The sequence below is a fragment of the uncultured Lacinutrix sp. genome (assembly GCF_947500325.1).
In the GTDB taxonomy this organism is placed as follows: Bacteria; Bacteroidota; Bacteroidia; order Flavobacteriales; family Flavobacteriaceae; genus Lacinutrix.
Genome location: NZ_CANMRQ010000005.1, coordinates 123,375 through 148,338, shown reverse-complemented (window position 1 = coordinate 148,338; position 24,964 = coordinate 123,375). Strand labels below are relative to the sequence as shown.

Here is a 24,964-nt window from a genome sequence, read left to right as displayed (position 1 = left end):
AATTTATTGTTTCGCTAATTTTTTTAAAAGAAATTTATCGTAAAAAGCACTTGGCAAATAGTAGGCTAATTTAAGTATAGATTTTATTTTACTAATATTAAAGTGTTTTAGGTTATATAACCCTTGACTTTTACGATATTCTTTATGAACGTAGCGTTGTAACTTTCTATAGAATTCAGTGCTATAAGTACCTTTAAACATCATTGCTAAATCGTCAGAGTCGGTCCAGTTTGCTTTAAGTATTAAATCATCTTTTACTTTCTCATAAAATTTTGTTCCTGGTAATGGATAAGAAACTGAAACTCCTATATTATCTGGAACCAGTTCTTTAATCATTTGTATTGTTTTATCAATGTCTTCTTTAGTTTCATTTAAATAGCCAAATTGTATAAAAAATGCTACTCTAACGTTTTTAGTTTTAAGTAATTTAGTGGCTTCGTATATTTGCTCTACTTTAGTGTCTTTATCCATGGCGTCTAAAATAGCTTGAGAGCCACTTTCTGCACCAACCCAAACCTCTTCTAAACCACTTTCAACTAATGCATCTATAGTGTCTTCTTTTAGTAACAGATCTACACGACTTTGTATATAGTATGAAATATTTAATTTATGAGTTTTTAATTGAATATTAAATTCTTGAACCCAATTAGGTTTTAAACCAAAAATATCGTCGCACATCCAAAAACGTTTAACATTAAAAGTATCGGATAGGTATTTAATGTGTTTTGTAATATAAGCTGGTGAATGCGAATTATAACGATTGCCATATATGGGTTTAGCGCACCAATTACATTTAAAAGGGCAACCTCTTGTTGTTGCAATATTTAAAGTGAATGCTTTACCACTTAACTCCCAAATAGCTTTGTAATCATCTATGTTTATTAAATCCCAGGCAGGTAATGGTAATACATCTAAATCTCTTAGTACAGGCCTTTTAGGGTTTTCTATAATTTCATTTTCTTTTTTATATACAATACTTTTAATTGTAGTAGTCGCTTGATTTAAAGTAATGCTATCTATTAGTTCTTTTAAAGCTTCTTCACCTTCGCCTTTAATAATAAAGTCGGCACCATTATCTAAGTATTTTTCAAAATGATCTGTAGAATCTGAGCTGTTCGCTATAACAATACAACCAGCTTCTTTAGCTATAGACATCATTTTAAAAGCTGCTTCTCTCATTGTTGTTAAACACATTTTTGTTAGGTAATTAAACCCATCGTCGTAGAGAACAAAAAATTTTGGTTTTACCGTTTTTAACTTTTCAAAAATACTTTCAGGTTTATCTATTAAATTAGTGTCAAAAAGAGATACTTTATAACCATTTTCTCTTAGAAATGAAGCTGCATATAACGTGCCCAAAGGAGGGAAAGGAGTTTTGTTATCCCATTGCTTTTGGTCAAACTTATAAAAATAAGAGTGTGAAAAAAGTACGTCAAACATTATTATACGTATTCTAAATTATACTTTTGCGTTATATCATTGTAAGCATATTCTAGCTCATTTATTACTTTTTTTTGAAAATGTTGAGGATGATGTTTAGATACATTTTTTGTAGATTTCATTGCTATTTTGAAATCTTCTTCACTCATATGATTAAAATTAATCTTCCATTTTTTCAATGTCATTTTTCTAAAAGTATCATCTAGTAAATCTCCAAAATGAGTATTGAAAACACGTTCTATACACTTAGTTATTATTGGTTTTTTTATAGCTTCTATCGTTTCAGAATTAACAATTTTTTTATTTGGGAATTCATTTTTAGCCCAATTGTTTTCTTGTATAAATTTAGAAAAAGGCGCTTTCCCATAAACAGGTATTAGAGTCGTAATTTCTGTAGCAGTAAATCTATTGCGTTCAGGTATATTTAAATGATTACTACTAATAAAATAATTAACACAAAAATACTTTTTAGAATTAAGTAAAAATATTTTTTTAAAAATAATTAATAGTGTTCTAGCTATCCATAATTTATTAGGAGTAGTTATAATAAAAAAATCAAAATCACCTTCGTCATCATAATAACCTTTAGATAATGCACCAGATATACTTACATTTTCTACATAAGGAAATTTAGATATAAATTTACTTACTTTTTTAGCTTTTGGTAGAATCGCTTTAGCCTTTTTGTTTCCTAACTCTCTACGATTTACATCTTGTATATTATTTATAACCGAAAAATAAAGACCAAATTGAAAAATAACGCCTTTATTTAATAAGTACTCTAATTGTTTATCAACTTCTTCAAGCGAGGCAACTTTGGAAAAGTTAAAAATTTCATCTTTAGTTACTGGGTAATTAAAAACAGAAAAATACAGTAATGTTTCGAGTACAGGCAATCTTTTTTTTTGTGAAATTAATTTATATTTTTAAATAAACACATAAATAAATACAGTTATTTTTTGTTTAAAGTCAAATAATAAACTGTATAATAATTTATATTTTAAAATTATCATGTTTAAGGTAATAAGGCAAAAAAAGAATAGTTTATACTCATTTTTTTAGTTAAAGTTCATTTTAATCAGAGTTATGGCATTTTTTTTGCATAAAAAATATTATTTTTATAACTTTAGATAATACCCCAGATTTTAATTACTACTAAACATGAAAAAAACTACTTTATTAATATTTACTTTATTATTTAGTTTAGTGTTTTATGCACAAACTAATACAAATGAAGTAGTCGGTTCATCAAATAGCGTTGATCAAGAACAAGTTAAATTTTCCATTTTTCCAAATCCTGGAAATGATAAGATGAATATTGATGTATCATTTTTGTCTAATGATGGTTTGAAAGTAGACGTTTTTGATGTATTAGGTAAAAAAGTACTTTCTGAAACATTAAGTGATTTAAACACTAAAATTAATATATCTAAATGGAATAGTGGATTGTATTTAGTACGATTGACTTCTTTAAATCAAAAACAAGATATAAAATTAACCAAGCGATTTGTAAAGTTATAAGGCGTTATTATAATAAATGATTATACAAAAAAACCTTCAGTTTTACTGAAGGTTTTTTTGTATGGGAGTTTTTTTTATTTTTTTGTTAATGTAAAATTATAGCTTACATCCACCGTTTTTGATAGTTTATTACTAACAACCTTAGGTATTTTTATATCAAAATCTGAAACATTTGCTTTGAATTCTCCAGATAAAGAGATTGTATTATCTGCATTAAGAGTTATTTTTATACTGTTAGCATCTAATGTTTTAGTTTTCCCATGAAACGTTAATGTACCATTATATTCCATTTCTTTTTCAGAAGAGTTTAAGTCTTCAATATTAAAATTCGAAATAGTACCTTTAAAAGTAGCTTTTGGAAATTCATCTGATTCTGCGTAGTTTTCATTAAAATGCTCTTCCATTAAAGCATTTTTAAAGCGGAAACCTTTCACTAATACTAATGCAGCAAATTCTCCATTTCCTGTATTTAAAATAGCAGTTGTATTTTCATTTTTAGCTTTGACTTCTTCAAAAGAAGGTACTGAAGCTTCAAAGTTAACAACACCAGTTTTAGTTAGAAATTTATTTTGTGAGATAGCAAAATTAACGCTTAATAATAGTGATAATGCAATAAGTTTTTTCATAATAATAGTTTTTTAATTAATAATCAAATAGCCTGCCAAAAAAATAGTAGCTATTCTTCATCTTCTAACAAGCCATCTGCTTCCCATTGTATCATTAAATCGATTAAATCTTGAGGTAATCTTGGACCTCCAAATGGCATAGCTCCGCTTTCTCCAGATTGTAAAGAAATCCTATTAATTAAATTAGAGTTTTCAACAGCGCTTTTTACATTATCATATGTAACTAAAGCAATTGGAGCTCCAAATTGAGGTGGATTACTGTGACAAGATGTACAGTTGTTTTGTATTATAGGTTGAATATCTGCATAAACAACCTTTTCACCTGTAATAATAGGTTCTAGTAAATCTTCTTCACTTACATTTGAGCATCCTACAAATAAAATTGTATAGAGTAATGCTGTTGTATATATAATTCTTTTCATGCTTTTTTTTTAAAATACTCTACTTAAATTAAATCCAAAATAGATGTTTCCATCTCCCCAATCTCCTGTTGCTTGACCTAAAAAACTATTGGTATTCATGCCTTGTGCATTGCTAAAATGCATTTGAAAAACATGGCCTCCAGTTTCTAAATCGATACCAATGGATAGTGGGTTTTTAAAGGGAGAAGTACTAGACCTATTTAAATGCCAACCATAATCGGCATTTAGAGACCAACGTTTACCTAATTTGTAACGACCACCTAGTCCTAATGCAAATTGTGAATTATCTTGATTGTTATCTAAAACATAATTATCATGAAAAAAAGTTGGTGCTAGTTCTAATGATAATTTTTTACTAAATTTTCTAGCAATAAGCATTTGAGCAGTATAACCAATACGATTTTTGAACTCTAATTTTGGGAGATTCTTTTTATCAAGAGCGGTGTTTATTAATATGGAATTATAACCTACTATAGTAAAAGGAGAGCCATTTTTGCGTTGCTTAACTAGTCTATATTTTATAGCGCCTTCATATATTTTTTGGAAGGAACTTCTTGAAACACTTATGTTTATGGCATCAGTCAAACCATAAATAAAATTAAATCTTGTAGACGCATCATCTAAACCAAAAAAACTATCAAAACCATTTTCAATACTACCAAAACGGTGTGCTATTACTAAAGTTAATTCTTTTTTAGCTGTAAGTTTTGTAGATTCAAAATTAACAATTTTTAAACCCTTAAATGTAGCTGTCGCATAATTGTCTTCAGGAGAGTCTTGGTCTATTTCACCAAGTAAATCATCTTGAGAAAATAAAAATAATGGAATGAATATTAAAGAGAATAATAGAAATTTTTTCATTATGTTTTTAGTTAATTATTGTGCATTGGTCAAGTTTTATTTGTTCTAAAAGGTCATCATAACCAATGCAACGGCCTTTTATGGTAATTGTTTTAGACAAGTTGTCTTTAGATAATGCATTAGACTTGTCTACACTACAAAATACGGCATCGTCTAAAGTGAAATCTGTTTCATTAATTTCTGATACTTGTCCAGTGATTTCAATAACTTTATTTAAAAATTTTGTTTCAGAAGCCTGTGTGTCATTACTAAATTTTTCTTGAAGGCTAACAGCTGTTACAGAAAATGCTGCTTTTTCTTCACTAATGTTTCTATGGTCTTGATAAATGTAATTATAACCTAAATATGCAAGCACAACAATTAGGAGTAAAGCAATCCATTTTATTTTTTTCATAATCATCTGTGTTTTATTACCGTGGAAACTAAAATACGGAAAAGTTGTGATACTTTTCTGGATTTAAAAAAAAAGGAGTTTTAATAATTTTCTGGAAGCTCTATTTTTACTTTATAACCTTTTAGTTGCTCTAAATAATCTTGATGAGAAAAGTTTTGATGATCAAACTCTTCTTGTCTTGCTTTTTTAGTCTCTATTCGTTTTAATGATTTAAGATAGCGTTTTACTTCTGTTTTATCATTTAAAATTAAACCAGGAACTTCTATAGATTTTCCATTATTGTCTTTAGCAACCATAGTGAAATAAGACGAGTTACAATGTTTAATTTTTCCAGTTTGAATATTTTCTGCTTCAACTCTAATACCAACTACCATAGACGTTTTGCCTACATAATTAACCGAAGCTTTCATGGTTACCAATTCACCAACCTCTATTGGGTTTAAAAAATCTACAGTATCTACAGAAGCAGTAACACAATACATTTTAGAATGTTTACTTGCGCATGCAAAAGCTATTTGGTCCATTAAACCTAAAATATAACCACCATGAATTTTACCGCTAAAATTTGAATGTGAAGGCAACATTAATTCTGAAATACTTATGCGAGAGGCGTCAACTTTTTTGTATGCTTCCATATGTTATAAATTATCGGGAGTATTTAGTTCTACTTTAGTAATAAAGTATTTTGTGTCACCCAGCCAAAATAATGATTTATAACGTTCGAAATAAGTTAGTTTTACTAAACGACCTTGATATTTGTTAAGGTCTTCTATTACTTTAGTTTCTTTATCTTCAACCGAAAATATAAAAATTTGTGATTCACTAACACCTTGACTAATTTCTCCTTCCCAAGTTTTAAATATAACACCTTTGTTGCTGAATTTTACTAATTCACCAGCACGTACACCTTCGCTATAACTTATAAAGTATATGAAACTGAAATAGGCAGCAACAATTAATAGTATTACTATTAGTGATTTAAAAAGAAATTTTATCATGTATTATGGTGTTTTTATAATTTTTAGCTAATCTTCTTCGTTAGCTCGTTTTATAATAGCATCTGGTAATGCTTTCTTTGCTTTGGCCCCCATTTTTTTAAGTTTTTCAACACTTGTAATTAGATTGCCTCTCCCTTCAACTAGTTTATTCATTGCAGCAGAGTAATCTTTTTTGGCGTCATCTATTTTCTTCCCAACTCCAGTTAAATCTTTAACAAGTCCTTCAAATTTATCGTAAAGTGCTCCAGCTTGTCTAGCTATTTCTATAGCGTTTCGTTGTTGCTTTTCATTATTCCACATGGTATCTATAGTACGTAATGTAGCTAAAAGAGTAGAAGGAGTTACAATAACAATATTACGTTCGAATGCTTTGTTGTAGAGTGAATTGTCTTCATTTATGGCAATGGCAAAAGCGGGTTCAATAGGAATGAATAATAACACAAAGTCTGGAGATTCGATATCATACAAATCTTGGTAGTTTTTGTCAGATAGCTGTTCAACATGCCTTTTTATTGAGTTAATATGCGCTTTTAAATATTGGTCCCTTTCTTCAAGCTCTGCATTTACATAACGTTCATAATCTGTTAAAGATACTTTACTATCAATAATCATTCGTTTGTTATCTGGTAGATGTAAAACTACATCTGGTAAAACACGAGAACCATCATCTAAAGTGAAATTTTGTTGTACATAATATTCACGGTCTTTTTCTAAGCCAGACTTTTCTAATACGCGTTCTAATACTAATTCTCCCCAATTACCTTGCATTTTACTATCTCCTTTTAAGGCTTTTGTTAAATTGGTGGCTTCTTTTGTCATTTGTTGGTTTAAATCTTTTAAACCTAATAATTGCTCTTTTAAAGCAGAATGCATACTTATACTTTCCTTCTGTGTTTCATCTACTTTCTTTTCGAAAACTTGAATTTTCTCTTGAAGTGGATTTAGTATATTCTTGATATTCTCTTTATTTTGAAGTGTAAATTTTTCAGATTTTTCCTCTAGAATTTTATTAGCTAATAGTTCAAAATCTTTACGAAGTTGTTCTTGTTGTTTTGCTAAATCTTCATCTCTTTTTAGGTTTAATTGCTGAAGGTTTTCGTATTCAGAGTTTTTTCGAGCTAACTCAGTATTTAAAAACTCTTTTTCTCTTCTAATGTCTTCTCGTTCATTTTCTACTTTAGCAAGATTACGTTTTAAAGACTCTATAGATAAACCCATTTGATTTTGACGCTCTTCTAGAGTACTTTTATCACTTTTACTTTTTAGTTTATTGAATAGTATTCCTAAATAGCCACCAATAGCAGCAGAAATAAGTATGGCAAGAATAAGAATGAAATTGTCGTTCATTTATTTAATTGAAATTAAATCAAAGGTAATTAAAATTTAAACAGATTTTTGCGGAAACTAAGTACTAGTTTTATATTCTTAATTTAGTAATAATTTCAACTTTACAAGTAGAAATACCTGATATTAAAACCGAGTTGATGTACTTTATTTTATGAGTAGTTAATATTATATTTTTGATTTGAAACTAAAAAAAATAAAATATATGTCACAAGAAGAGCGATTTGTAGAAGTTGTATTAGTTGGTGGTAAAGAAGTGATTTCTAATGAAGGAACACTTAAAGAATTAGCTGCTAAAGAAAAGTCCTTAAGGAATAGTAGAGTAAGAATGGCTTCTAAAGGAAGTGTAGATGATATTATTAAGGTATCAAAATTTGTGTGGGATATTATTAAAGATTCTAAAGCAGAAGCAGCTACAGAAGCAACCACATCTAGAGTATTGTCTGCGAAAGATGATAACTGGGAAAATTATGAATTAGCTAAGAATTTTGAATCTGAAGAAATAACCTATAAACTTAATAACTTTGCGGGCGTTAATTGTTACACTGTGAAATTTAAAGCTGCAGGTACTTATAAGGCTACTAATCCAAGTTTTGGAGGGAAATGGATTCCTAATGTGCATATTACTTTTATAAAATGCGATGCAAATTTTCCTTGGATTATTAATGGTAGTGCTATAATAGATAGCACTTATGTCTCTAATATGGGAACCAAACAAAATCCAATTCCACAATTGGTATTGAATGTAAAAATTAAAACGGATGCTAAATTTGCATTTAATTGGGAAAGCCATGAGCGTACTTTCGAATTCACTTTAAATGGAGTTGATGGTGTTAAAGTGATTAATTAGAAGAAATATTTTAAATATTAGTTATTTTTTCACTCTAAAAGCTCCAGTATGCTCATCAAAAACAATTAAGTCTTGAGGAAATAAAGTATTAAATGCACCTTGTTTAATAAGGTTTGTTGGAGAGTCTTGAATAATACCATTATTAGTCATAACAATTAAAGAATCACATAATTGTATCGCTAAATCTATTTCATGAGAAGAAAAAAGAATGGTCTTATTTGTTTCTTTTGCTAGCTTTTGTAGTAGTTTCAATACATAAGCTTTATGATACATATCTAAATGAGTTGTAGGTTCATCTAAAATAATTAATGATGTATCTTGAGCTAGAGCACGAGCAATCATTACTTTTTGAAGTTGTCCATCACTTAATTCAAAACATTTTTTATGCTTTAAATCGGTTAAATTAGTTTTCTCAATTGCTAAATTTATAATAGAAATATCATCATTAGATAAATTACCAACCCAATTGGTATAAGGTTGTCTTCCTAAAGCTACCAATTCGAAAACAGATAAATTTTTAGATGCTATAGTTTCAGTTAATACAAGACTTAATGCTTTAGCTAATTCTATAGAAGTATAATTATTTAAAGATTTTGAATGAATAGCAATATCACCATCTATTGGAGGTTGAACTTTAGTAAGCGTTCTTAATAGTGTAGATTTCCCAATACCATTTGCGCCAACTAAACCAATTAATTCACCTTGCTGTAATTCAATATTTATATTTGAGGCTACAATATTATCTTTCTTTTTAGATTGATATCCAATAGAAAGTGCTGTGGTATTAAGGATTATATTTTGGTTTTCTTTTGTCATTAAAAAATCATCTTCTTTTTTCTCACAAGTAACCATATAACTACAGGTGCTCCAATTAAAGAGGTAATAGCATTAATTGGTAGTGTATAATCTGTACTTGGTAATTGAGCAATACTATCGCAAATAAGCATAATAATAGCACCAAATAAGAATACTGCTGGTAATAATATTTTATGATTAGAAGTATTAAATATTTGACGCGTTAAATGTGGTACGGCTAAACCTATAAAAGCAATTGGACCAGTAAAAGCTGTAATAGTTCCCGCTAGCAAGCTTGTAGCAATTATAATTAATAGTCGACTTTGTTTTAGCTTCAAACCTAAGCTTTTTGCATAGTTTTCACCTAATAATAGTGTGTTTAATGCTTTTATAGAAGCGATACTGAATAGTATTCCTATACAGTATATTATAGTAAAGACTTTTAATTCATTCCATTGTAAATCACCTAAACTTCCAAACCCCCAAAAAATGTATTGCTGTAATTCTTCTGCAGAACTAAAATAAGACAGCACGCTAACTACAGCCGCAGTAATGCTTCCAAACATAAGACCAATAATTAAAATGGCCATAGTATCTCTAACTCTTGACGATACAATTAAGACAGTTAATAATACTAGAAAACTACCTAAACTAGCAGCAATTACTATACTCCATTTAGAGATTAAAAATGTAGCTAATAACCCACCAAAAATTGAAGAGCCCATAATAACCAAAGCAACTCCTAAACTAGCGCCAGATGTTATTCCTAATACAAAAGGTCCCGCTAAAGGATTACGAAATAATGTTTGCATTAATAATCCAGAAATGCCTAAACCGGAGCCAACAAGTATAGCGGTAAAGGCTTTTGGTAACCTGTAATTTTGAATAATATATTCTTGATTAGTATAGTTTTCTGCTGTAGTAAAAAAACTATTAATAATTGTTTTTAAAGGAATAGAGATTGAACCTAAACTTACATTAACAAGAAAAAGAAGTAATAAAAGGATTGCTAATATTAAAAAAGGAATTTTATATGATTTGTTTGTAATCAATTTATTCTAAAGCTTTAAAAAAGAAAGGTTTGTAATCTTTAAGTAATTCTGGATGGCAAATTTTAATAATATCCTTTAACACTAAATCGGGTCTTGCTGTGCCCAATTCGTAGTATAAAACGCCGCCAGTTTTACCAGTAGTATTTGAAAAAGTATATATCTTCTTATTTTTAAAAGCATCAAAATTTGTGTAATGTGCATTTGCTTTTTCTAGTGCCTCAATACTAGTGTAATATGATGGGCTTAACCATAAATTGGCATTTTTTGCTTTTTCAAAAACGACTTCGAAGTTTAATGACAGGCTTCCTTTTCCAGTGGTGTTACTCCATAAATAATTAGTATTAGCATCTTTTAAAAACTGAGCTTCTGTACTAGTGCCATTTGGTAAATACCATACATCTTTGTGCATTGCACCACATAAAATTGTTGGCTTGTTTCTAGCATTTTTTGCTAAAGTTTTGGCTGTATTATAGTCTTTTTTTATTCGTTTAAAAATAGAATCTGCTTCTTTGTTTTTATTATAAAGTGCTCCAAAAAATTTAATCCATTCTGCTTTTGCTAAAGGTGACTTTTCAACCCAATCACCATTATAAATTACAGGAATATTAGCCTTTTTTATAGTTTCTAACGATTTGCTTTTGCCATCAACTCCAAAAGCAACGACAACATTTGGATTGATATCTAATAAAACTTCTGTATTAATACCTTCGTTTTTTCCTAACTCTCTTATTTCTTTATTCTCAATTCTTGTTCTTGTTTTTTCAGACGATACATAATCAGTGCCAGGAAAACCACTTAGCGTTTCTTCGACACCTAAAAGTTCTAAAGCAGGAATATGTGTTGTAGAGGTTACTACTATTGTTTTAATAGGTGTTAAAATAATACCATCATATTGATCGCTCATAAATGTCGTTTTGGCCGCCTCTTCAGCAGAAATTAAAACATAACGAAACGTCTGTTCACTGTTTGGCCATGGACTTTTAATCTCTAAAATATCATGATTACTATTATTAATAATTGTAAAACCTTCAGCATAATCAATACTAGTGGTATTTGCCTTAGTTACAGTTTCTAATGGAGGCAATGGTACGCTAATACCTTTATCTTGTTTACAAGAATAAAAAATAATGAATATAAATAAAAAGGCTACTTTTTTCAAAATGGAAAGTTTTAGATACCAAAAGTAATATTATTTAATCTTTTGTGTGTAACATTAAACAAAAAGGTTATTTTTGCACCGATTTTTGGTTCTATTTTGCAATGAAGCGAAATTGATTAAAAGGGAATCAAGTGAAAATCTTGAGCTGTTCCCGCAACTGTAATCTTAGTTCACTATTGTGAATGCTTATTATCAACCTTCAAGTCACTGGAAAAATGTTCTGGGAAGACAGATAATAAGACGAGAGTCAGGAGACCTGCCATTTTCAACATCAAAAAAATCTTCGGGAAAAAGATTTTAAGATTTATGAAACAAGGAATTCTATTTTTAGTATTTATTTTGGTTGGTTTTTGCTCTATGGCACAAACTAAGCAAGACTCTATTCAAAAACTTGAAGAAGTAGTGTTGATTTCTGATTCTCAATTAAAAACTTTTACTAATACACAATCATTATTAACACTTAATGACAGTATTATAGAAAAAAGTAAATCATCACTAACAGATTTATTAAATAATAATAGTCCAATTTATTTTAAAGAAAATGGTTTGGGTATGGTTTCTTCAGTTGCTTTTAGAGGTACTACAGCTCAACAAACTTCTGTTGTTTGGAATGGTATTAATATTAATTCGCAATTAAATGGCCAAACCGATTTTAATACTATTAATGTAACCGTTACAGATCAGGTTACATTAAGAAGTGGAGGAGGTAGTGTTTTGTATGGAAGTGGAGCTATAGGAGGAAGTGTACATTTAAATAATATCATTAGTTTTAAAGAAAAACTCTCTAATAATTTAAATATTAATTATGGAAGTTTTAACACGTTAAACACAAATTATAAAGGGGATTTTGCTAATAAAAAATGGAGTATAAACGCAGCTTTAGGTTACGTGAATAGTGATAATGATTATGATTACGTTGATAGTGATAATCAAAATTTAAACGGACAGTTTAATAATAAAAATGCATCAATTAATGTAGGTTTTAAATTTAATGAATCTAACATACTAAAGCTATATTCAAATATTTATGATGGAAGTCGCAATTTTTCATTAGCGCTTCCTTCTGAAACACCTTCAAAGTATGATAATTTTGATACTAGACATTTATTAGAGTGGAATGGTTTTTATGGGAAATTTACATCTAAAATTAAACTAGCTTATTTAACAGAAGCTTATAAATACTTTCAAAATATACAAAGATCAGATTTTTCTGAAGCTAAAGTTAATAGTTCTATCCTAAAATATGATGCTTCATATAGTTTTGATAAAAGTATGCTTTTAAATGCTATTGTAGCTTACACTCAAAACAAAGGTAATGGAACAAGTATTCAAAGTGTTAACAGAAGAATTGGAGCGTTTAACCTATTATTTAAACATAAAATTGTTCATTGGTTCTTATATGAGACAACTGTAAGACAAGAAACTACTAATAGTTACACAAGCCCATTTCTATATAGTATAGGCTTAAAAATCAAACCATTTAAAGTGTATTCAATAAATATAAACGGTTCTAAAAACTTTAGAATACCAACATTTAACGATTTGTATTGGGAAGGTAGTGGTAACTTGAATTTAAAACCGGAAACTTCAAAACAAATTGAAGTTAGTCAACAATTTCAGTTTAAGAATATTGGTTTTAATATTACTGGTTTTTATAACGATATTACAGATATGATAAGATGGTTACCTATAGATGGCGTTTGGAAACCAATTAATACAGATGAAGTTGTTACTTATGGTATAGAAACTAAGCTTGAAGCTAATAAAGCTTTTAATAATCACAAACTTACATTCAATTCTACTTTTGCCTATACTATTTCAGAAAACAAACAAACTAAGAAACAACTTATATATGTTCCTTTTTATAAAGTTACTGCTAATCTCGGTTATAATTATAAAAAATGGTCAGCATATTATCAATACTTATATGTTGGAGATGTTTTTACGCAATCTGATAATAATCCTAAATTTAATGTTGATGAGTATTATGTGTCTAATTTTGGTTTAGATTATAGTTTAGGTAAACAATATAAATTAGGAGCTAAAGTCAATAATTTATTTAACGAAAACTACGAAAGTATAGCTGGTCGTTTTATGCCAGGAAGACATTACAATTTTTATATCAATTTTAATTTTTAATAAACAAAAACAATGAAACAAGTAAGCAAATTTTTATTTTTAGTTAGTATTGCCTTTTTATCATCGTGTAGTAATGATGATGATGCAATAACGACTCCAGAACCTTTAGGTGCTTATGAAAATGGATACTTTATATTAAATGAAGGCGGTTCTAATACAATGACAGCTTCTGTTACTTATATAAGTGAAAACGGAACTCAAACCGATGATGTATTTAGAATAGAAAACCCAGATCAAGCAGAAATAGGAACTTTTTTACAAAATATATTCTTTGATGATACTAGAGCATTTATTGTTTCAGGTTCAACAAATTCTGTAACTGTATACAATCGTTATACTTTTGAGTACATAACTACTATTACTTCAAATATTAGTACACCAAGATATGGTACAGTTCTAAATGGAAAAGCTTATGTAACAAATCAAGATTCCTTTTCTACAGGAACAGATGATTTTATTACTGTTATTAATTTAGAGGATTATTCAACATCTCAAATAGCTGTTGGAGATTATGTAGAAAGAATAACTAATAATAACGGTAATATTTATATTATGAATGGAACTTTTGGTAGTGGTAACGCGATTACTGTTTTAAATCCTACTACTGAAGTTATTACTCCTATAGATTTAGGTGCTGGAAATTCTCCAAATTCTATGTCAATAGAAGGTAATACGTTATATACATTAACTAGTTCTCAAAAACTTATTAAAGTTAATTTAACTAATAATGTTTTAGATACACCTATAGATATACCTACAGTATTGACATCTCCTAAGAATTTAGATTTAGAAAATGGTATGTTATATTTTACTTCTGGAACATCAGTGTATAGTTTAGGAATAAATGACACAACAATTTCTACAACTCCAATAGCTACATATGTATCGACGTCTGCTTTTGGATCTATGTACGGTTTTAATGTTGAAAATGGGGTAATTCATATTTCAGATGCAGGTGATTTTAATTCTAATGGTCAAGCTTTTGAATATAGTATAGATGGTGATTTATTAGAATCTAGAACGGTTCAAGGTAATGCTCCTAATGGTTTTTATTTTAACTAAAAAGTGTATAGTAAACCAGTAATAAAAAAAGCCTGCATTAATGCAGGCTTTTTTATTTTAATACCAAATCGCAAAACCAAAAACCTGTTTTGCCGGAATCGCAAACAGAGTCTTCTGTTTTTGGTGTATTATACTCTCTATATATTTTCTCCCCAATTGAAAAAGCGATAGGTGCTTTAAAAATGGGGCCATCATAACAAAAGGTGTGAAACTCTCCATTTTCTCCACAAACATCGACAGCTTTAGGTAAGTTTTGTATCAATTCTTTAGTTATGGTTTGTCCAACAAAATCTTCAGAAAAATACTTAGCATTAGCACAAACTATTACAGCTTTAAAGCCTAGGTCTATAAACTCATTTATCAAGTTAGTAGTGTCTTTCTTCCATAAAGGGAAAACTGTTTTTATATTATATTTTAATAAGTTGTCCTCTCGATAACGTTTTAAATCTTCTAGAAAAATATCTCCAAAAACGGCATGTGTAAATTGCTCAGCTTTTAATGTGTTTACCGTAGTATCCATTATTGCCTCGTAATCTTGCATACTAGGTTGCTCTGGTAGTTTAATTAATTGTAATGGAATACCAATAGCATTGGTTTGTGCTTCTAATAAATTAATAGGTAAACCATGCATAGATACACGATTATAATGGCTATTAACAGAAGTTACCAGCTTATTTATAGAATAATTAGAATCTTGTAACAAATAGTAAAGCGCTAAAGCCGAATCTTTACCAGAGCTCCAATTAAAATAAGTTTTAATGCTCAATATACATTTCTTTCTTATGGGGTAATAGATCATTACTATCACCAATGTTTTCTATTTGCATACTTTGTCTAGTAGTAGAAACTCTATTAGTAGCAGCTATATCTGCTAAGGCAGCTGCTAATAGCGGCTCATTCTCATCACCCAGAATACCTAAATTATTAACTTGTTCATTAAGCGAAATATCTGGAGCTAATCCATTAGATGGTACAACACCATCATTTGCATTTACGCTTATTGCTACTAGCGGTTGTAATGCATAAGTATGTGTTGGATTTACATTATTTCTAGAATAGTCAGGAGAATCATAACGCGTTATCGAAGCTTGAGATTTACCTACAGTATTGCTACCAATATGTACAACTTCAATATATTCACTTAAACTATTAATTACCATCTCACTAGCAGATGCAGAAGATCCTGTAGCTAAAACATAGACTTTAGTTAAGTTTAAACTGTTAATAGCTCCATTATCAAAACTATTAGTAAAGTTAAAATCGGTATTATTAGCTTGTAATTGATTGTTATAAACTAATTTCGAAAATAAATCACCATTAAACTGTCCAGTAATCATACTTCCTAAAAGCGTAGCAGTATTTACAGAGCCACCAGGATTGTAACGTAAGTCTAAAACTAAATGTTGAATGCTATTACCTTGAAAGTTTGCAAATGCATCATTTAGAGCGGTATTAAAATCAGAAACAAAGTTATTGTACATTAAATAGCCAACATTTTCTCCTTCTACTTGAAGTATTTCTGTTTTAAAAACAGGGTTTTCTGTATAAACTACCTTACTAAGGCTAATCTCGTTTGTTGTTTGATTAACAGTATCATCATCTGTAGTTGTTGTACCATTATCATCATATGTAGCTAAATTAATAGTATAATTATCCTGTCCAAGTAAATCTCTCCAGTTATTTACAGTTAATGGCGTGCCATTTACACCATAAAATAAATCACCACGTTGCAAAGTTGTATTAGAGGCACTTGTATTTGGTAAAATATAACGTACATAACCAAAAATATCATCACTACCAGCTGTGTATCTTAATAAGCCAAACTCCATACCATTAGATTTAGAGACACCACTAAATTGTTGCTCTAAAGCAATATAATCGCTAGTAATCCAACTAAATCTATCTACATTTTGACGATCAAAAATTAAACTTTCGAACAGAGCTTCAGGAGAATTAAAACTATTTAGATAGCCATTATAATCTGAACCAGATTGTTTATCTTCAACTAAATCTGGTACTTGTTCTTTATAGAGGTAAAAAATATCCATTGCTCTATAAACAAAATCGTTAATAGAAGAGGTTGATACAGTAGTGTCGTCAAAATCATCAAAACAACCAGATAATGAAACAGTAAACACTAATAGAAATAGGACTTTTGCAGCTTTTTTCATTATAATAATTTTTCTTTTTTTTATTGTAGGTGTGATTACAATGTACTTACTTTTTATGAAACAAAAAATTTTTTGTAACAAAATTGAAAGTGTATCGTCGTAATAACATAAACCAACCAAATTAAATGACGCAGTCAGAATTTATAAATATTGTGACACCTTTTAAAGACAAGGTCTTTCGTTTAGCAAAGCGACTTCTAGTTTCTACAGAAGAAGCTGAAGATGCAACGCAAGAAGTGTTAATTAAATTGTGGAATAAGAATAATGATTTTAAAAAATATCGAAATATTGAAGCTTTTGCAATGACAATGACAAAGAATTTTTGTTTCGATAAATTAAAATCTAAACAAGCTCAAAATTTGAAAATAGTACATAGTAATTACCAAGACCATAATGTTGCTTTACAGAAGCAAGTTGAATTAAATGATAGTATAGGTTGGGTTGGGAAAATTATGGAGCAGTTGCCAGAACAACAAAAAATGGTAATACAATTAAGAGATATTGAACAATACGATTTTAAAGAGATTGCAAAAATGCTAGATATGAATGAAACAGCAGTGCGAGTTGCTTTATCTAGAGCGAGAAAAACAATAAGAGAACAATTAACTAAAACCCATAATTATGGCGTTAAATAAGAATATAGAACATTTACTTGAAAAGTACGAAAACGGTGAGACATCACTAATTGAAGAGCAGCAGTTAAAAAACTATTTTTCGCAAGAAACTGTAGCGCCGCATTTAGAAATGTATAAACCAATGTTTCAGTATTTTTTGGTAAACCACCAAGAACAGTTCACTAAAGACATTCCACTAAACACTAAAAGGAAATTTAATTTTAAGTGGTTATCTGTCGCAGCAGTTGCGGTTCTTATGTTAAGTGTCTACTTTAATAAGGCTGAAGAAATCACAGCTAAGGATAAATTAGACTACAATAATGCAAAAGCTGCTTTAGCTTTAGTGTCTAAACACTTAAATAAAGCTACGTCGCAAGTGAGCTATTTAGATGCTATAAATAAAGCTGGCACACAAGTTGACTATTTAAAAGAGATTAACAATCCAATGGGACGCATATTTAAAAAATAAATTGCACTCTTAGGATTAAAGTATTAACAATTAAAAATAGAAAAAATGAACCGAGCGCAAGATGATGTTTATTCTATAGAAGAACATAAATACGCGAACACATTTTTACAGTATTAACAAATTAAAAAGAACAAAAATGAACACTATAAATAAATTAAACACAATGAAAAAGTCCCTAATTGTATTTGCTTTTGCAATACTATTAATGCCATTAACTGCAATGGCTCAAAACGATATTTTTGCTAAGTATAGCGATAATAGTGATGTTACTTATGTATCTATTAAACCAAAAATGTTTCAAATGTTAGCTAAAATGGACATAGAATCGGATGATAAAGAATCACAGGGTTATATAGATATGGTAAACAGCATTACTAGTTTTAAAACTATTGCTACAGACAATAAAGCTATAGCTGGAGATATTACTAAATGGGTAAAGTCACGTTCTAATTCTCTTGAAGAATTAATGGAAGTGAAAGATGATGGAATGATTGTTAAATTCTACGTTAAAGAAGGAAAAGATAGCGATCACGTTGCAGAACTTTTAATGTTTGTTAATGGTTTGGAAGCTATGATGAAAGATTCTGAAGTAACTATTAATGGTAAGAAGAGAAGCATTGAAACTGTAGTTATCTCTTTAACTGGTAATATTGATTTAAATCAAGTTTCTAAGTTAACTAAGCAGATGAATTTACCAGGCGGAGATAAGTTAGATAAAAAATAATAACAGTTATGAACCAGAAATTAAAAACCATATGTTATACGCTGCTTTTAGCATTAGCTATAGTTAGCTGTAAAGACGAAGGTTCAATACAAACCTACGTTGTAGATCATCAAGATAGACCTGAGTTCTTAACATTAGATTTATCTCCTAAAATGGTTGATTTGTCTCAGGCAGAATTAAGTGAAGAGGAATTAGAAGTTTATAATTCATTTGAGAAAATAAGTATTATTGCTTACAAAACTACTAATGGAGATGACGAGAGTTATACTAGAGAATTTGAAAAAGCTAAAGCTGTTTTTAAAAATGAAAAGTATGAAGAACTAATGGAATTTAGCGATAGTGGCTTTAAATTTAGAGTAAATACTATTGGAAATGATGATACTGTAGATGAGTTTTTAGTTTTAGCAAGTTCTCGTGAAACAGGATTTGCAGTGGTAAGAGTTTTAGGTGATAATATGAAACCTGAAGAATTATACAAGCTTATGGATCAAATGAAGAATGCAGATGTTGATGGGAGCCAGCTTGATAAGCTTATGGATTATTTTAAAGAATAATTCATGTTTATATATTAGAGTTTATATGTTGATATATAAATAGAAAAAAGGACTGTTGGCGCAGTCCTTTTTTAATGCATTCCTGCGAAAGCAGGAATCTTTTTTATAATTTACATTTCTTCTTTATCATCAGGATTTGCATCATCAGTTTCACTTGAAATGTCTTTTTTAGTCATAAATAAATTAAATATAACCAATAAGAATAAACTAGCTAGTACAAGTTTTGTGATAAAGTAATCTAATATTCCTAAAAGGCCAGACAGGAAAAAACCTATAACGACTACGCCAGATAGAAATAATGATTGTCTATTAGTAAACATAATTTATATGCCTGTGTAATTACTTGGAGAAATAGCCTTAAGCTCAGTTTTAATACTATCACTAACCTCTAAAGTATCAATAAAATTTGAAATAGATGTTTTAGTAATTGCTTCATTTGTTCTTGTTAAACCTTTTAGAGCTTCGTATGGATTAGGATATGCTTCACGACGTAAAATAGTTTGAATCGCTTCAGCTACTACAGCCCAATTATTTTCTAAGTCTTGAGCAAATTTAGTTTCATTTAATAGTAACTTCCCTAAACCCTTTAAAGTAGATTTAAAACCAATTAAAGTATGTCCAAAAGGCACACCTACATTTCGTAATACTGTACTATCTGTTAAATCGCGTTGTAAACGTGAAATAGGTAGTTTTGCAGATAAATGCTCAAAAATGGCATTAGCTATACCTAAATTTCCTTCAGAATTTTCAAAATCTATTGGGTTTACTTTATGTGGCATAGCACTACTTCCAACTTCTCCAGCTTTAATTTTTTGTTTAAAGTAATCCATTGATACGTAGGTCCAAATATCACGATCTAAATCAATAATAATAGTATTAATTCGCTTTAAGCAATCAAACAAAGCAGCCATATGGTCGTAATGTTCAATTTGAGTTGTAGGAAACGAATGTTGTAAACCTAATTTTTCTTGAACAAAAGTACTTCCAAAAGCTTTCCAATCTATTGAAGGGTATGCTACTTTATGGGCATTAAAATTTCCTGTTGCTCCACCAAATTTTGCAGCACTTGGAATATCATTCAATAAATTAAATTGCTCTTCTAGTCGTACTACAAAAACTTGAATCTCTTTACCTAGACGCGTTGGAGATGCTGGTTGCCCATGTGTTCTTGCAAGCATTGGGATATCTTTCCATTCTGTTGCTAATGCTTTTAGACGCTTTAGTATTTCAAAATATTCTGGAACATAGACATCGTTCATAGCTTCTTTAATACTTAAAGGAACGGCTGTGTTATTTATGTCTTGAGAGGTTAAACCAAAATGAATAAATTCTTTATAGTCTTGAAGATTTAATTTGTCGAACTGTTCTTTAATAAAGTATTCAACAGCTTTAACATCATGATTAGTAACCTTTTCAATATCCTTTATAGCTTGAGCATCTTCAGAAGAAAAGTCTTTGTAGATAGCTCTTAAACTTTCAAAAATTGAAGAATCTACTCCAGATAGTTGAGGTAAAGGTTGTTCGCAAAGCGCAATAAAATATTCTATTTCTACTAATACACGATATTTTATAAGTGCTTCTTCAGAAAAATAATTAGTTAAGTTATCGATTTTATTTCTATAACGACCATCAATAGGTGAGATGGCATTTAAGTGAGTTAATGACATAGTGTGTGTTGCTTTTTTTGAAAGCAGTAAAGATAACTTTTTTAGACAGAAGACCGAAGCTGTATAACGTAACTTTTACTTAGTTATCAAGCAATTATTAACTATAATTTTTTCTTTTCTAATTTTTTTAGAATATGCCTTGCACGCGCTTTAAAACCTGAACTTTGCATTTGATAATCACGTTCTAAAATGATAATTAATTCAGAGTGGATCCAGTTGTAATCATAGCCTAATAAAAAAAGACTATTCATCGCATAAGCTTTTGGAGCAATTTTTTCGTCGTTTATCATCCAATCAAAACAAGCTTCAATAATTTTTTCTCGATGCTTTGGTAATAATGCGACTTTTATTTTAGTTTCTGTTTTACCGTAAAATGCTTTAATTAAGTATTCGCAAACTTTAGCAACTGGTCTAACTGCCGAATCTAAATGTACTTTATGAAGATTTTCTGTAAAAATATCTAAATAAGGAATAATAGCTTCTAAATTTTCACCACACATAAATTCGAAAACCCATGCTGCTCTTGGTGAAATTTTATCATCAACCATAAAGAGAATATCTAATAATTTAGGAATTAAATTAGGATTATCGATCACTAGATTTGCATAGTATAACCGTTTCTCTCGCGAATGGTTCACGTAATTTAATTCTTGGTATAAAGCTTCTGTTGTCAAAAGGATTTTAATTACTTTTATTGCTTAAATGTAACAAAAATGAAAATTGTAAAAAAAATACTTTTGGTCTTATTAGTAGCTTTCGTAATTGCTCAATTTTTTAGGCCAGAAAAAAACAGTGGCTCTATAGAGTCTGTTAATGCCTTTTTAGCAGAAACTAATCCGCCAGAAAATGTAAAGCTAATACTTAAAGAGAATTGTTTTGATTGCCATAGTGATAATACTAATTATCCATGGTATAATAATATTACACCGGTGAATTATTGGTTAGCAGACCACGTTAAACATGGAAAAAAGCATTTCAACGTTTCTAAGTGGGAAAATTATTCAATACAAAAAAAAGACCATAAATTTGATGAGCTAGTAGAAGAAGTTGAAGCTAAAAAAATGCCTTTGCCAAGTTATACTTATACGCATAGAGATGCTAATTTAACTCAAGAGCAAATAAAAGCTATTGTAGATTGGGCTAATCTTGTAAGAGCTGGTTATGCATTGGCACCAAGACCAGAATAATTTTTAACTTAAAATACAGTTATATATATACATAAAATAAAACTTAATTAATTCTCTCCCTCTTGAATAATAATATTTTAATTATAGGTTTCGTATGGCCAGAACCTAAAAGTTCTGCCGCCGGAAGCCGTATGATGCATCTTATTGAGATTTTTCAATCTAAAAATTACGATATAACTTTTGCAACAGCCTGTGCTAAAAGTGACAATGCTTTCGATTTAAAAAGTATTGGAGTAAAAACTAAAACTATAGAACTAAATGATTCTAGTTTTGATGATTTTATAAAAACACTAAATCCAGAGATAGTACTTTTCGATCGTTTTATGATTGAAGAACAATTTGGGTGGCGTGTAGCACAGCATTGTCCTAATGCTTTAAGATTATTAGATACAGAAGATTTACATTGTCTAAGAAAAGGTAGGTTTCAAGCTTTAAAAGAGCAAGCTATATTTGATACTAATTATTTATATAATGATACTGCTAAACGTGAAATAGCTAGTATTTATAGATGTGATTTAAGTATAATGATTTCTCAAGTAGAAGTTGAAATTTTAATGCATCAGTTTAAAGTAGATGAGCATTTATTATGTTATTTACCTTTTTTACTTGAAGCGGTCTCTTTAAAGCAGCAGAATGCATTACCAAACTTTAAACAACGTGAACATTTTGTTACGGTTGGTAATTTTTTGCATGAACCCAATATGGATGGTATTAAATATCTAAAAGAATCTATTTGGCCATATATCAAGAAAAAATTACCTAAAGCAGAAATGCATATTTATGGTGCTTACGAGTCTGCAAAAGTGACACAATTAAATGATGAAAGTCAAGACTTTTATATTAAAGGCTTTGTTGATGATATTGATGAGGTTATGAAGAACTATAAAATTTGTTTAGTACCATTACGTTATGGAGCAGGTTTAAAAGGTAAAATTGTAGATGCTATGCTTAACGGAATTCCTTGTATTACTACTAGTATTGGAGCAGAAGGCATGTATGGTAATTTAGAACCTAATGGGTTTATTGAAGACGATCCTATAGATTTTGCAAAAATTGCAGTAGAATTATATACCAATAAAATCTTTTGGACTGCAAAGCAAAAACATGGCGTAGATATTATTAATCTTCGTTTTGATAAACAATTATTTACGGCCGATTTTCTTCATAGAATAGAAGCACTTAAAAATGGACTTGATGTACATAGAAAAAGTAATTTTATGGGAAGCATGCTTATGCACCATACATTACAAAGTACTAAGTTTATGAGCAAATGGATTGAAGAGAAGAATAAAGTTTAATAGCCTATCTTTAACAGGCGACTCATTCTTATAAATACTTATTTTATCATGAAAATGGACTCATTAAAAACAACAACTCTAGTATTATTTGCAATAGCATTTACTACCATTGTAAATGCACAAATGAATACTAAACAATTAGATTCATTAGTAAACTATGCCATGAGTAAATTTAATGTAGCTGGTTGTGCTGTTGCAATTGTAAAAGAAGGCAAAGTAATACATAATAAAGGCTATGGTGTAAAATCTATTAACACCAAAAGTCCTGTTAATGAGCATACACAATTTGCAATAGCATCTAATAGTAAAGCATTTACTACTGCTGCATTAGCTATTTTGGTTGAAGAAGGAAAAATAACGTGGCTAGATAAAGTTAAAGATCACATCCCGGAGTTTAGAATGTATAATAAGTATGTTGAAGATAATTTTAATATTCAAGACTTAGTAACGCATCGTAGTGGTTTAGGATTAGGTATGGGTGATTTAATGTTCTTTCCGGATGGTACAGATTTTACAATGAACGATTTACTAACAAGTTTTCAGTATTTTAAACCAGAATCTGCTTTTAGAACCAAATGGGACTATGATAATTTATTATACCTAGTAGCAGGAGAATTAATAGCTAGAAAAAGTGGTATGACTTGGGAAGAGTTTATTAAAGTAAATATTCTTGAGCCATTAAATATGGATAATACTTATGCATCTTTAGATAGAATAAAAGATACTAGTAATTTATCTGCTTCTCATGCTGTAGAAAAAGGGGAAATTAGAATAATCCCTACTTTTAAAGAAATGATGAATGGTGCAGCTGGCGGGATATTTTCTAACGTAGACGATATGTCTCAATGGATGTTAGTACAGTTAAATAAAGGAAAGTTTGGAGATGATTTAAAAAAACAATTATTCTCTAAACAGAACCATAGAGAAATGTGGAAAGTGCATACTGTTATGAGTGCAGATCCTAATCCTAGATACAATTCTCATTTTGCAGGTTATGGACTAGGTTGGTTTTTATCGGACGTAAAAGGAAACATGAAAGTAGAGCATACTGGTGGTTTACCTGGAATGTTATCTAATACTGTTATGATTCCAGATCTTAACTTGGGTGTCGTGATTTTAACGAATACAAGTGATGATGGTGCTGGTTTATTTTCAGCGGTTGCAAATGCAATTACAGATGATTACCTAGGTTTAGATAATTTTAATTGGGTAGATAAATACGCTGCTTATTTTAAAAATCGAGCAACAGGAAATGATGATATTACAAAAAAAGTATGGGACGAGATTGCAATAGTAGATGCTTCTACTATAAAGCCTAAAAACTATATTGGTTTTTATAAAGATAATTGGTTTGGTAAAGCAGAAGTTTTTAAAACGAAAGGTAAATTATGGATTAAGTTTTTACGTTCTCCAAAATTAAATGGGGAATTACAATATTATAAAGACAACACATTTGCTGTAAAATGGGAGTATCAAGATATGAATGCAGATGCTTTTGTAACTTTTGGTATAGATGATAAAGGTAAAGCACAAAGTATGACCTTAAAAGGAATTTCGCCAAATATTGATTTTAGTTTCGATTTTCAAGATTTAGATTTACAACGTGTTAAAAAATAA

General features: G+C 29.4%; 28 protein-coding genes and 1 riboswitch. Of the genes, 11 read left to right on the top strand and 17 right to left on the bottom strand.

All coding sequences use genetic code 11. The features are described from left to right. Positions 1-3 precede the first annotated feature (3 nt). The gene (locus Q0997_RS08695; RefSeq protein ID WP_299887482.1) at positions 4-1,440 is read right to left on the bottom strand and encodes a radical SAM protein; all 1,437 of its coding nucleotides are present in this window, start codon (positions 1,438-1,440) and stop codon (positions 4-6) included. A 2-nt stretch (positions 1,441-1,442) separates the two neighbouring features. Further along, a complete protein-coding gene (locus tag Q0997_RS08690; protein WP_299887480.1) occupies positions 1,443-2,336 on the bottom strand; it encodes a nucleotidyltransferase domain-containing protein in 894 nt (297 codons plus the stop codon). Positions 2,337-2,601: 265 nt separating this feature from the next. On the opposite strand from Q0997_RS08690, the gene Q0997_RS08685 reads away from it, so the two are divergent. Then, positions 2,602-2,961 (top strand): T9SS type A sorting domain-containing protein, encoded by a 360-nt coding sequence (locus Q0997_RS08685; RefSeq protein ID WP_299887478.1) that lies wholly within the window; start codon positions 2,602-2,604, stop codon positions 2,959-2,961. Positions 2,962-3,035: 74 nt separating this feature from the next. Here Q0997_RS08685 and Q0997_RS08680 read toward each other — a convergent pair whose 3' ends face one another. The 7 genes from Q0997_RS08680 to rmuC all read right to left on the bottom strand — a co-directional run bounded on the left by Q0997_RS08680 (position 3,036) and on the right by rmuC (position 7,609). Further along, positions 3,036-3,587, bottom strand: coding sequence for a YceI family protein (locus Q0997_RS08680; protein ID WP_299887475.1), 552 nt, complete (start codon positions 3,585-3,587; stop codon positions 3,036-3,038). Between the two features lie 50 nt (positions 3,588-3,637). Next, entirely contained in the window at positions 3,638-4,009 is a 372-nt protein-coding gene (locus Q0997_RS08675; protein WP_299887472.1) for a hypothetical protein, read from the bottom strand. Positions 4,010-4,018: 9 nt separating this feature from the next. Beyond that, positions 4,019-4,870, bottom strand: coding sequence for a DUF5777 family beta-barrel protein (locus Q0997_RS08670; RefSeq protein WP_299887469.1), 852 nt, complete (start codon positions 4,868-4,870; stop codon positions 4,019-4,021). A 7-nt stretch (positions 4,871-4,877) separates the two neighbouring features. Continuing rightward, entirely contained in the window at positions 4,878-5,264 is a 387-nt protein-coding gene (locus Q0997_RS08665) for a hypothetical protein (protein WP_299887467.1), read from the bottom strand. 80 nt (positions 5,265-5,344) lie between these two features. Continuing rightward, positions 5,345-5,899 (bottom strand): acyl-CoA thioesterase, encoded by a 555-nt coding sequence (locus Q0997_RS08660; protein WP_299887464.1) that lies wholly within the window; start codon positions 5,897-5,899, stop codon positions 5,345-5,347. A gap of 3 nt (positions 5,900-5,902) precedes the next feature. Then, entirely contained in the window at positions 5,903-6,262 is a 360-nt protein-coding gene (locus Q0997_RS08655) for a 6-phosphogluconate dehydrogenase (RefSeq protein ID WP_299887462.1), read from the bottom strand. Positions 6,263-6,289: 27 nt separating this feature from the next. Further along, complete coding sequence (gene rmuC / locus Q0997_RS08650) at positions 6,290-7,609, bottom strand: DNA recombination protein RmuC (RefSeq protein WP_299887460.1); 1,320 nt, start codon at positions 7,607-7,609, stop codon at positions 6,290-6,292. A gap of 202 nt (positions 7,610-7,811) precedes the next feature. On the opposite strand from rmuC, the gene Q0997_RS08645 reads away from it, so the two are divergent. Further along, positions 7,812-8,456 (top strand): hypothetical protein, encoded by a 645-nt coding sequence (locus Q0997_RS08645; RefSeq protein WP_299887458.1) that lies wholly within the window; start codon positions 7,812-7,814, stop codon positions 8,454-8,456. Positions 8,457-8,477: 21 nt separating this feature from the next. On the opposite strand, the gene Q0997_RS08640 is transcribed toward Q0997_RS08645, so the two are convergent. From Q0997_RS08640 to Q0997_RS08630, 3 genes are read right to left on the bottom strand one after another with little or no spacing between them, the layout of a single operon-like run. Next, complete coding sequence (locus tag Q0997_RS08640) at positions 8,478-9,272, bottom strand: ABC transporter ATP-binding protein (protein WP_299887456.1); 795 nt, start codon at positions 9,270-9,272, stop codon at positions 8,478-8,480. Further along, positions 9,272-10,303, bottom strand: a complete 1,032-nt coding sequence (locus tag Q0997_RS08635; RefSeq protein WP_299887452.1) for an iron ABC transporter permease — start codon at positions 10,301-10,303, stop codon at positions 9,272-9,274. Before Q0997_RS08635 ends, Q0997_RS08640 begins: the two co-directional genes overlap by 1 nt. 1 nt (position 10,304) lies before the next feature. Then, positions 10,305-11,462, bottom strand: coding sequence for an ABC transporter substrate-binding protein (locus Q0997_RS08630; RefSeq protein WP_299887449.1), 1,158 nt, complete (start codon positions 11,460-11,462; stop codon positions 10,305-10,307). A 69-nt stretch (positions 11,463-11,531) separates the two neighbouring features. Further along, positions 11,532-11,741: riboswitch (cobalamin riboswitch) on the top strand. 27 nt (positions 11,742-11,768) lie between these two features. On the opposite strand from Q0997_RS08630, the gene Q0997_RS08625 reads away from it, so the two are divergent. Both Q0997_RS08625 and Q0997_RS08620 read left to right on the top strand, forming a co-directional pair. After that, positions 11,769-13,601 carry a TonB-dependent siderophore receptor gene (locus tag Q0997_RS08625; protein WP_299887446.1) on the top strand — a complete coding sequence of 611 codons (1,833 nt, stop codon included), beginning with the start codon at positions 11,769-11,771 and terminating at the stop codon, positions 13,599-13,601. 12 nt (positions 13,602-13,613) lie between these two features. After that, on the top strand, positions 13,614-14,663 hold the full coding sequence (locus tag Q0997_RS08620) for a YncE family protein (protein WP_299887443.1): 1,050 nt from the start codon (positions 13,614-13,616) through the stop codon (positions 14,661-14,663). A 52-nt stretch (positions 14,664-14,715) separates the two neighbouring features. Here Q0997_RS08620 and Q0997_RS08615 read toward each other — a convergent pair whose 3' ends face one another. Together Q0997_RS08615 and Q0997_RS08610 are read right to left on the bottom strand one after the other, a co-directional pair. Then, complete coding sequence (locus tag Q0997_RS08615; protein WP_367180211.1) at positions 14,716-15,429, bottom strand: diphthine--ammonia ligase; 714 nt, start codon at positions 15,427-15,429, stop codon at positions 14,716-14,718. Next, positions 15,419-16,834, bottom strand: coding sequence for a S41 family peptidase (locus Q0997_RS08610; protein ID WP_299887441.1), 1,416 nt, complete (start codon positions 16,832-16,834; stop codon positions 15,419-15,421). The genes Q0997_RS08615 and Q0997_RS08610 overlap by 11 nt, the downstream gene beginning before the upstream one ends. Positions 16,835-16,959: 125 nt before the next feature. Here Q0997_RS08610 and Q0997_RS08605 point away from each other — a divergent pair, with 125 nt between their 5' ends. From Q0997_RS08605 to Q0997_RS08590, 4 genes are all read left to right on the top strand, one after another. After that, a complete protein-coding gene (locus Q0997_RS08605) occupies positions 16,960-17,469 on the top strand; it encodes a sigma-70 family RNA polymerase sigma factor (protein ID WP_299887439.1) in 510 nt (169 codons plus the stop codon). Next, positions 17,456-17,917, top strand: coding sequence for a hypothetical protein (locus tag Q0997_RS08600; protein ID WP_299887436.1), 462 nt, complete (start codon positions 17,456-17,458; stop codon positions 17,915-17,917). The genes Q0997_RS08605 and Q0997_RS08600 overlap by 14 nt, the downstream gene beginning before the upstream one ends. A 163-nt stretch (positions 17,918-18,080) precedes the next feature. Then, positions 18,081-18,641 (top strand): DUF4252 domain-containing protein, encoded by a 561-nt coding sequence (locus Q0997_RS08595; protein ID WP_299887434.1) that lies wholly within the window; start codon positions 18,081-18,083, stop codon positions 18,639-18,641. 8 nt (positions 18,642-18,649) lie between these two features. Continuing rightward, the gene (locus Q0997_RS08590; protein WP_299887431.1) at positions 18,650-19,195 is read left to right on the top strand and encodes a DUF4252 domain-containing protein; all 546 of its coding nucleotides are present in this window, start codon (positions 18,650-18,652) and stop codon (positions 19,193-19,195) included. A 110-nt stretch (positions 19,196-19,305) separates the two neighbouring features. Here the strand turns inward: Q0997_RS08590 and Q0997_RS08585 are convergent, their stop codons facing one another. From Q0997_RS08585 to Q0997_RS08575, 3 genes are all read right to left on the bottom strand, one after another. Then, a complete protein-coding gene (locus Q0997_RS08585) occupies positions 19,306-19,515 on the bottom strand; it encodes a hypothetical protein (RefSeq protein WP_299887429.1) in 210 nt (69 codons plus the stop codon). A gap of 3 nt (positions 19,516-19,518) precedes the next feature. Then, positions 19,519-20,862 (bottom strand): adenylosuccinate lyase, encoded by a 1,344-nt coding sequence (gene purB, locus Q0997_RS08580; protein ID WP_299887427.1) that lies wholly within the window; start codon positions 20,860-20,862, stop codon positions 19,519-19,521. Positions 20,863-20,963: 101 nt separating this feature from the next. Next, entirely contained in the window at positions 20,964-21,500 is a 537-nt protein-coding gene (locus tag Q0997_RS08575) for an adenylosuccinate lyase (protein WP_367180210.1), read from the bottom strand. A gap of 75 nt (positions 21,501-21,575) precedes the next feature. On the opposite strand from Q0997_RS08575, the gene Q0997_RS08570 reads away from it, so the two are divergent. From Q0997_RS08570 to Q0997_RS08560, 3 genes are all read left to right on the top strand, one after another. Continuing rightward, positions 21,576-22,049 (top strand): heme-binding domain-containing protein, encoded by a 474-nt coding sequence (locus tag Q0997_RS08570; protein WP_299887424.1) that lies wholly within the window; start codon positions 21,576-21,578, stop codon positions 22,047-22,049. Between the two features lie 62 nt (positions 22,050-22,111). After that, positions 22,112-23,347, top strand: coding sequence for a glycosyltransferase (locus Q0997_RS08565; protein ID WP_299887422.1), 1,236 nt, complete (start codon positions 22,112-22,114; stop codon positions 23,345-23,347). A gap of 48 nt (positions 23,348-23,395) precedes the next feature. Next, positions 23,396-24,964, top strand: a complete 1,569-nt coding sequence (locus Q0997_RS08560; protein ID WP_299887420.1) for a serine hydrolase — start codon at positions 23,396-23,398, stop codon at positions 24,962-24,964.

Excerpts from the sequence above, each read along its gene's own strand:
- Q0997_RS08595 (WP_299887434.1), top strand. The coding sequence starts at position 18,081 with ATGAAAAAGTCCCTAATTGTATTTGCTTTTGCAATACTATTAATGCCA.
- Q0997_RS08585 (WP_299887429.1), bottom strand. The coding sequence starts at position 19,515 with ATGTTTACTAATAGACAATCATTATTTCTATCTGGCGTAGTCGTTATA.
- Q0997_RS08670 (WP_299887469.1), bottom strand. The coding sequence starts at position 4,870 with ATGAAAAAATTTCTATTATTCTCTTTAATATTCATTCCATTATTTTTA.
- Q0997_RS08625 (WP_299887446.1), top strand. The coding sequence starts at position 11,769 with ATGAAACAAGGAATTCTATTTTTAGTATTTATTTTGGTTGGTTTTTGC.
- purB (WP_299887427.1), bottom strand. The coding sequence starts at position 20,862 with ATGTCATTAACTCACTTAAATGCCATCTCACCTATTGATGGTCGTTAT.
- Q0997_RS08680 (WP_299887475.1), bottom strand. The coding sequence starts at position 3,587 with ATGAAAAAACTTATTGCATTATCACTATTATTAAGCGTTAATTTTGCT.
- Q0997_RS08600 (WP_299887436.1), top strand. The coding sequence starts at position 17,456 with ATGGCGTTAAATAAGAATATAGAACATTTACTTGAAAAGTACGAAAAC.
- Q0997_RS08570 (WP_299887424.1), top strand. The coding sequence starts at position 21,576 with ATGAAAATTGTAAAAAAAATACTTTTGGTCTTATTAGTAGCTTTCGTA.
- Q0997_RS08695 (WP_299887482.1), bottom strand. The coding sequence starts at position 1,440 with ATGTTTGACGTACTTTTTTCACACTCTTATTTTTATAAGTTTGACCAA.
- Q0997_RS08620 (WP_299887443.1), top strand. The coding sequence starts at position 13,614 with ATGAAACAAGTAAGCAAATTTTTATTTTTAGTTAGTATTGCCTTTTTA.
- Q0997_RS08675 (WP_299887472.1), bottom strand. The coding sequence starts at position 4,009 with ATGAAAAGAATTATATATACAACAGCATTACTCTATACAATTTTATTT.
- Q0997_RS08685 (WP_299887478.1), top strand. The coding sequence starts at position 2,602 with ATGAAAAAAACTACTTTATTAATATTTACTTTATTATTTAGTTTAGTG.
- Q0997_RS08560 (WP_299887420.1), top strand. The coding sequence starts at position 23,396 with ATGAAAATGGACTCATTAAAAACAACAACTCTAGTATTATTTGCAATA.
- Q0997_RS08605 (WP_299887439.1), top strand. The coding sequence starts at position 16,960 with ATGACGCAGTCAGAATTTATAAATATTGTGACACCTTTTAAAGACAAG.
- Q0997_RS08655 (WP_299887462.1), bottom strand. The coding sequence starts at position 6,262 with ATGATAAAATTTCTTTTTAAATCACTAATAGTAATACTATTAATTGTT.
- Q0997_RS08640 (WP_299887456.1), bottom strand. The coding sequence starts at position 9,272 with ATGACAAAAGAAAACCAAAATATAATCCTTAATACCACAGCACTTTCT.
- Q0997_RS08590 (WP_299887431.1), top strand. The coding sequence starts at position 18,650 with ATGAACCAGAAATTAAAAACCATATGTTATACGCTGCTTTTAGCATTA.
- Q0997_RS08645 (WP_299887458.1), top strand. The coding sequence starts at position 7,812 with ATGTCACAAGAAGAGCGATTTGTAGAAGTTGTATTAGTTGGTGGTAAA.
- Q0997_RS08610 (WP_299887441.1), bottom strand. The coding sequence starts at position 16,834 with ATGAAAAAAGCTGCAAAAGTCCTATTTCTATTAGTGTTTACTGTTTCA.
- Q0997_RS08665 (WP_299887467.1), bottom strand. The coding sequence starts at position 5,264 with ATGAAAAAAATAAAATGGATTGCTTTACTCCTAATTGTTGTGCTTGCA.
- Q0997_RS08660 (WP_299887464.1), bottom strand. The coding sequence starts at position 5,899 with ATGGAAGCATACAAAAAAGTTGACGCCTCTCGCATAAGTATTTCAGAA.
- rmuC (WP_299887460.1), bottom strand. The coding sequence starts at position 7,609 with ATGAACGACAATTTCATTCTTATTCTTGCCATACTTATTTCTGCTGCT.